The organism is Protofrankia sp. CiP3, from assembly GCF_917627345.1.
Lineage (GTDB): Bacteria > Actinomycetota > Actinomycetes > Frankiales > Frankiaceae > Protofrankia.
This window is the reverse complement of record NZ_CAKJTM010000100.1, coordinates 4,091-10,397: the sequence shown is the minus strand read 5'-3', so window position 1 is coordinate 10,397 and position 6,307 is coordinate 4,091. Positions and strand designations below refer to the sequence as shown.

Genomic DNA, 6,307 nt, shown 5'->3' with positions numbered 1-6,307 from the left:
AACCGAGCGGCCGATGATGACGCAAGTGTTCGATTGTATCCCTCCGCCAAGCGGAGCAGATAGGCGGATCGGTCCGGATGATCGGCAAGAACCGTGAAGTCCGCGCGGCCTCGTGACACCGCGTACAAGATTCGCGTGTCCATGCCAGGCGGGTTGGCCACCACCGACGTGGGATGCATGAGAAAGGCCGGATCCGCCGACACCATGACCAGCACCCGCCCAGGTTGAACCGCGACCATGTTCGCAAGATCTCGATCACGCCGGGTGAACGACATGTTATCCCCGACCGCGAAAACAATTACAACGACACTCAGCCCGAAGCAGGCAGCGGCGGTAAGCCCACCGATCCGCGACCGCGCGACAGTGAGATCGACCAATCCCCGAGCTCCGAAAAGAACAAGCGGAATGAGTATCGGCATGAGGTAGAAAGGGCCGATATACCGGATTCCACCCCACAGCTCGGCCGCGTTCCAGGCACCCCAGAACACGATGTAACCGAGGATCAGCAGCACCGCACCGGCCCCGAGCGCCAGGGCCGCCGCGGACAACCGACGGCGGACAACCGCCGCGACCGACAACGCCGCCAGGAACACCCCGCCGAACGCCCAGAGACCGAGAAACCACAGATGGTCACCGATCGACGTGAGCCCATCAGCCAAGCCGAAACGGTGCGGGGGGTCGCCGGGAAAGAGACGCCGATCCCCGAACCCCAGCTTGTCATCGGGCTCAAGCAGCGCAAAAGGCAGTCTGAACGGATTACCCGTTGCCATGGAGTTATAACCGAGCAACGCGGCAATCGGGATCACCAGCCCCGCGCCGAGCCAGCGCAGCAGCCACCGCCGCCGGCCACGAGCTCCTCGGCTCACCGCCCACAGCACAACCGGGCCGAGCATCAGGACGGTGTCGTAGGGCCGGACCGCGGCAGCCAGCCCCATCGCCAGCCCTGCCGCGGCAAGCGGCGCCCCGCGCCTGGTCCGCAGCCCCCGTAGCAGCCCGACAAGCACGCATTCATACAGCACAAGGACTGGCAGATAGGACAGGAGCAACGCACTGTGCAGAATGATCAAAGGTGACAGCGCCAACAGCCAGGCCGCGACGGCGGCGACCCGCCGATCGTCCAGCAGCTCGATCCCGGCATGGTAGGTGACCCCCACCGCGGCGGCGGCGAGGAGCCCGAGCCCCACGGCGGTGCCACCAGTGAGCACGAGACTCAGCGCGTACAGTCCGGCGACCACAGGGGTGTACTTCAGGACGTAGTGGCCGTCAACGACCGCCGCCAGCCACGGTGCGTAGGAGGCGGCCGACCGCGGAGCCGGCGGAAACAGATGGCCGCCCGCCAACGTCTGGGCTTGCAGCCGGTAGAGGGCCTCGTCATTGTTGATCGACAAATACGGAAACAGGTAACGATTGATCACGATTGCCGCGACCGCGCTGAGCAGAGCCGCGACCACCACGGTCCGCCCCGGCACAGACACCGCGACCAGACGCGACCGCAAAATCACCAATGGCTGTCGCCCTGCCGCTCGTGGGATGAGCGATGTGCCGGGCGGAGAATCGAGGCGGCCATTCGGCTCGTCCGAGCCGGGCAGACTCCTCCTACCACCCGCTCCCCCGGATCCCGAACCGTCGCCAAGGCTCGCGAGCCCGTCGGCGCGCCCACCCGGCACCTGAATGGAGGCCGGCATATCGGCGCCCCGCGCACTGGTCACGGGCCGACGCTACCCACCGGCCGGACCCGGGCCGGGCCTCCACCCACCTCCTGGCCGTTTCGACAACGGTGGACGCCCGAGCCAGCGGCAACCCGCAGACCGCCGGCTACCGTGACATCACACCGCCGCCGGACGCTGAGCCGGGATGACAGAAGGCGAGCCGTCGGGGTCCAGCGCCGTTGGCATCCCGCCGGGCACTGACCCGCTGAGAAACTCGTCCGCGCCCGCATGGGTGAAACCCCCGTCATGATACTCGGCACCGGTTCCGACGCCGGTCTGGCCATTGTGCACATCAGCCCTGCCTTCCTCGGCGAGGGGTTCGCATCCCAGCATGTTCCCGTCGCCTTCCGTAACCTCTGTGCTCCCTGTGCTCTCCCGGTTCAAGCGGACGACCCGCCGGACCGCAGCCGACTGGCGGGTCAGGTCAACCGCGACCGCGTCCGCATCCACTTCGTAGACGACTCGGCGGCTTCCGTCCTGGGTCTCGAACGACCTCTGGCGGAGTCGCCCGACCACGAGCGTCCTGTCCCCTTTGTGCAGCGAAGCGCCGACATTCTCAGCCAGGTGACGCCAGCAGGTGACGGTGACAAAGACGGTGTGACCGTCCACCCAACGGTTCTGCGACCGGTCAAACCGGCGCGAGGTGCTGGCCAGGCGCAGGGAGCAGACAGAGTTCCCATTCTGCGTGCATCGCACGTCAGGGTCGTCAACGAGGTTGCCGAGCAGCGTGACCGATGCTTCGATCATGGTCCCTCCAGGATCATGGTTGCTGACCTGCTTCCGTGGCGGACGGTCCGGCGGAACCCAGCGATGGCGATTGCCGTCTCGTCTCACGTCACACTGTGACCGTTGGCGACCGGTTCGACCTGTTCCCGCGATCAGCTGTGGACAACGGGATGCCCCTCCACAGCGGTGACGCCAGCGGCGTGCACAACAGACCCATGCTGTGTCACATTGGACTTTTCCAGATGGCCGCCTCGACAAAGAGATCATCACGGTGACAGACGCAACCAGCTGACGACGGTGGAGCACGCTTCTGTCCCTGTCAGTAACCAGTTGACACGGGACCCGCGACGATCGATTATTCCCCCGCAGCCTAGGTCAGAACCGCGCTGCGCGTTCGCTCCGGGCGACAAGCACAATAGGCGGTAAGCGCCCGTAGCTCAGCGGATAGAGCGAGTGCCTTCTAAGCACTGGGTCGCAGGTTCGATCCCTGCCGGGCGCACGAGCCGGTTGAGCGCGCTCGTCGACCTTCGGTCGGCTTCGTCACCAGCCGCGATGTCTGCCGGGGGGCCAAACTCCCCGAACCCTCCACGATCACAGATGCCGTCCCGACACTGATCGGGACGGCATCTGTGTAGCAACGGGTGCAGCAACAGCCGTCAGGGTCGGGGCTCGGCCAGGTGGCTGTCGAGCTTGCCCAGTGCACGCCGTTTCTCCCCCATCGACGCATGCGCGTAGATCGTCATCGTGACCTCGATCGCCGAGTGGCCCGCGATGTCCCGGACGATGTGCGGCGGCACGCCAAGATCCAAACTGGTAGGCAGAAATGTTCGTACCGCGTCGAGTTCCTCGGCGGAGCCTTGGTCGATTCCGGGTCAGAGCGAGACTCGGTGAGGTGACGTCCGGCGGTCGGGACTGTCCCGGTCCTCTGGGCGCGGGAGGGTCTGCCGGGGAACCGGCCGCGTCCAGGGCACTGACGTGTCACTGCATGATCGGCTACGCCGACCCTGGACCCGTCCGGCCCCCCGGCAGATCAGGCGCCTACCAGAGGAACGGAAGAAAAATGGGGGAGAAACGAACGACCGCGACGACCGATCACAACGGCCGGGTCTGCGCGGGAACCCTGCGGTACGCGGCGAGGTCGGGCACCCAGCCACCGCCCGGACCCCTCTGGGACGGGCGGGGTGCCGGCAAGGCCGTGCCCGGGATCGCGCGGAACACCAACACGACCTCGACGTCCCCGAGCGCTTCGATGAACACCGCGTCGGTAGGAATCCTGACAGCGGTCCGGGCGAGGTCGAACGGGTCGGCACCGGGTTTGACGGTCATCTCGTAGTAGCCGTGGCCGGGGGTGTCGAGGCGGACGAAGGGCTGTCCGTCCGAGGGGTCGCGCGGCGGGTCATAGGCAGGCGGAATGATGGGCATTGGGTCTCGCTCCCTTGTCTGTGAAGGGTCGGGATCAAGGTCCCGGTGTGGTGTTCGAGCACCCACCGGGACCGCTTACCGCGACTGGACGATCGTCCAGCCATGAGAAACGATATCCACACTCTGGACGGTCGTCCAGTAATGTCGGGCTATGTCGGATCACCTCATGGGCGCGGCGGAGATCGCGCAGCGGCTCGGAGTAGGCCGCACGCGAGTGAACCAGCTGCTGAAGGAAGACCCGACCTTCCCGAAGCCGACGGCCACCCTGGCAGCCGGCCACATCTGGAACACCGCAGACGTAGAAGCGTGGATTGCCGAACACCGGCCCTCCACCGATGACCGGACCTGACCGCCATCACGCCGCAGCCCCCGTCTCCGGGAGCCCCCGGAGACGATCAACATAGGCAACAAGCGCCGCCCGCGGGATGCGCCGAGCCCGGCCGATCCGGACGGATTCGAGCTGTCCGGCGTTGAGCAGCTCGTAGACGGTGGTGCGGCTGACGCCGAGCAGGTCGGCGGCTTCGGTGGCCGTGAGAAGAAGCGCGTGCACGGTTCCTCCGGTGATCGTCACGAGTAGGGCTCAGGCCGCGCGGGGCATGCCGGGGTCGGCTGCCGAAACCGGGCCGGGATGCCCGCGGGCCGTCCGTGCGGCACGGGCCGCGTCCAACTGGGTGCGCCAGTGGTGACGGTCCGCAACAGCCCGCAACAACATGTGTTCACGGCGCGGGGCGGCCGGATCACCCGGCCGGAGAAGCTGCCAGACCACCCGGTCGGACGGGCCGCCCTGACCACCACGTGCCTCGTTGCCGGTGTGGCCGAGGACCGCGAGCTGTTCCCGGACCCACGTCTTGCGATCTTCCCGATGGTCGGTGAGGGTCTTACCCGACCATTTCCGGCTGACGAGCACGCGGCGGCCGCCGAAACCGAGGGTTTCCCGCCGGTGGGCCTTACCCCGGCACCGCCCCGGCACGAGCCCGGCCTTCGGGTTCTTCGGCTGCACGCCGTAGCGCAACCAGTTCGCACACGTCGGCGCGCACGGCTCGAACCGCAGAGCCTCGGCGAGCCGCTCGACATGCGCCCGCTGCGCGTCGGTGGCGACGTCGTGACAGGTATCCAACGATTTGGTCAGATACTTGGTCAGATAGCCGATCAACCGGCCGGTGTTGCGGCTGGTGGCGGTCACCCCGTCCGCGCGGACCTGCACCCCGAACCGGACCACAGGCGACCTACGCGATCATGCTGGCCACCGCCAGTATCGGCAGATTCCGGCCACGGCCTGTGTCCGTTGGGCCTGGATGCCTGGCTGCCCGCGAGTTCCCGGCGGCCGAATTTCCGGCCGGCCACTCTGGCGGTCCAGAGCTGCTTCAGCACGCCGCCCGGCCTGTCGATGCGACCCGTCACCTCCGTGGACACCCTCCGTCGCCGAACATGGGCGTGAGGTCGAGTCCAGGTCGATCGACACACCCATGCCTTGCATGGAATATCTCCTTGATGTAATACTGCCGCGGTGGACATTGACTGGCCCGAGGACTTCGGCCGGTGGCTCGACCGCCTCGAGGAGGCGGCGCGTGCAGGCGACGAACGCTCGCGTCTCCTGCTGGCCTACGCCGCTCGTGCCCTCGACCAGTTGCGAAACCTGACAGATCCGCCCACCCGGGACAGCGAAACGGCCACCCTGCGCTGGGTACGGCAGTCCCGCCGCTACCCGCTCTGGCGGGTCTCGCACGCCTACGACCCACGGGTAGCTGTCCGGCTGATCTGCTGGTTTCCTCCCGGGACCGGCACCGTGGTCGTCACGCTGTTCGCCGCCGACAAGGCCAGGTTGGGAGACGTCTTCTACGACGGAGCAGCCGCCAGAGCCGACCCCCTGATCGACCAGTGGAAGCGCGAGACCTCCTACGAGGAGAAGCCATGACAGAGAACGCCCCGCAGCTGCCGTCGAAGTTCGTCCGTGGCAACGACCACCTAAACCGGCTCCTAGCCGACCCCCAGCTCGCCGCCGACGTCGCCGAGGCCCACGTGGCGGCCGAGGAGATGGACCGGGTCCACGCCATGAACCTGGCGATGATCCGCAAGGCCGCGCAGATGACCCAGACAGAGGTCGCCAAGAAGCTCGGCGTCGGCCAGGCCGCTGTCTCGCGCCTCGAAAGCCGCGAGGACATGCTCCTGTCCACCCTCTACGACTACCTCACCGCCACCGGCGCCGACACCGCCAGCATCGTCGTCACCGTCCACGGACGCCGCATCGAACTCGACCTCGGCATCATCCACGGCGCCCGGACCACCTGACGACACGGACACCTCGACTGCGCGCGCCGAGACAGGGAGACGTGGGCCCGCGGGCGACGAACCAGCTCCACACCAGGAACGGCTACCCGACGTGGGGGCGGTTACGGGGAGCGCCCACCTGCGTCCGGCGCTCGATCAGGGCGCAGATCGGGAACGGGGAC

7 protein-coding genes, 1 tRNA gene and 2 pseudogenes are annotated in these 6,307 nt (G+C 67.3%); 4 read left to right on the top strand and 6 right to left on the bottom strand.

Going from position 1 to position 6,307, the window contains the following annotated elements; translation table 11 throughout:
- A partial coding sequence (locus MJ797_RS22175; RefSeq protein WP_239340614.1) for a hypothetical protein occupies positions 1–1,475 on the bottom strand: 1,475 nt, incomplete at its 3' end.
- Between the two features lie 351 nt (positions 1,476–1,826).
- Positions 1,827–2,456: a single-stranded DNA-binding protein gene (ssb, locus tag MJ797_RS22170; RefSeq protein ID WP_239340611.1), complete on the bottom strand. Its 630-nt coding sequence runs from the start codon at positions 2,454–2,456 to the stop codon at positions 1,827–1,829.
- Positions 2,457–2,861: 405 nt separating this feature from the next.
- Here ssb and MJ797_RS22165 point away from each other — a divergent pair.
- Positions 2,862–2,934 (top strand) — tRNA-Arg (locus tag MJ797_RS22165).
- A 157-nt stretch (positions 2,935–3,091) separates the two neighbouring features.
- Here the strand turns inward: MJ797_RS22165 and MJ797_RS22160 are convergent.
- A pseudogene (locus MJ797_RS22160) lies at positions 3,092–3,244 on the bottom strand (site-specific integrase); the annotation flags it as partial.
- A 283-nt stretch (positions 3,245–3,527) separates the two neighbouring features.
- On the bottom strand, positions 3,528–3,857 hold the full coding sequence (locus MJ797_RS22155) for a hypothetical protein (RefSeq protein WP_239340608.1): 330 nt from the start codon (positions 3,855–3,857) through the stop codon (positions 3,528–3,530).
- A gap of 166 nt (positions 3,858–4,023) precedes the next feature.
- Here MJ797_RS22155 and MJ797_RS22150 point away from each other — a divergent pair, with 166 nt between their 5' ends.
- Entirely contained in the window at positions 4,024–4,206 is a 183-nt protein-coding gene (locus MJ797_RS22150; RefSeq protein ID WP_239340605.1) for an AlpA family transcriptional regulator, read from the top strand.
- Between the two features lie 6 nt (positions 4,207–4,212).
- Here MJ797_RS22150 and MJ797_RS22145 read toward each other — a convergent pair whose 3' ends face one another.
- On the bottom strand, positions 4,213–4,407 hold the full coding sequence (locus MJ797_RS22145) for a helix-turn-helix domain-containing protein (RefSeq protein WP_239340636.1): 195 nt from the start codon (positions 4,405–4,407) through the stop codon (positions 4,213–4,215).
- A 30-nt stretch (positions 4,408–4,437) separates the two neighbouring features.
- Positions 4,438–5,076, bottom strand: a pseudogene (locus MJ797_RS22140) (replication initiator); the annotation flags it as partial.
- Positions 5,077–5,364: 288 nt separating this feature from the next.
- On the opposite strand from MJ797_RS22140, the gene MJ797_RS22135 reads away from it, so the two are divergent.
- A complete protein-coding gene (locus tag MJ797_RS22135) occupies positions 5,365–5,772 on the top strand; it encodes a hypothetical protein (RefSeq protein WP_239340602.1) in 408 nt (135 codons plus the stop codon).
- Entirely contained in the window at positions 5,769–6,146 is a 378-nt protein-coding gene (locus MJ797_RS22130; RefSeq protein WP_239340600.1) for a helix-turn-helix domain-containing protein, read from the top strand. The genes MJ797_RS22135 and MJ797_RS22130 overlap by 4 nt, the downstream gene beginning before the upstream one ends.
- The last annotated feature ends 161 nt before the right edge of the window (positions 6,147–6,307 follow it).

Excerpts from the sequence above, each read along its gene's own strand:
- MJ797_RS22150 (WP_239340605.1), top strand. The coding sequence starts at position 4,024 with ATGGGCGCGGCGGAGATCGCGCAGCGGCTCGGAGTAGGCCGCACGCGA.
- ssb (WP_239340611.1), bottom strand. The coding sequence starts at position 2,456 with ATGATCGAAGCATCGGTCACGCTGCTCGGCAACCTCGTTGACGACCCT.
- MJ797_RS22130 (WP_239340600.1), top strand. The coding sequence starts at position 5,769 with ATGACAGAGAACGCCCCGCAGCTGCCGTCGAAGTTCGTCCGTGGCAAC.
- MJ797_RS22155 (WP_239340608.1), bottom strand. The coding sequence starts at position 3,857 with ATGCCCATCATTCCGCCTGCCTATGACCCGCCGCGCGACCCCTCGGAC.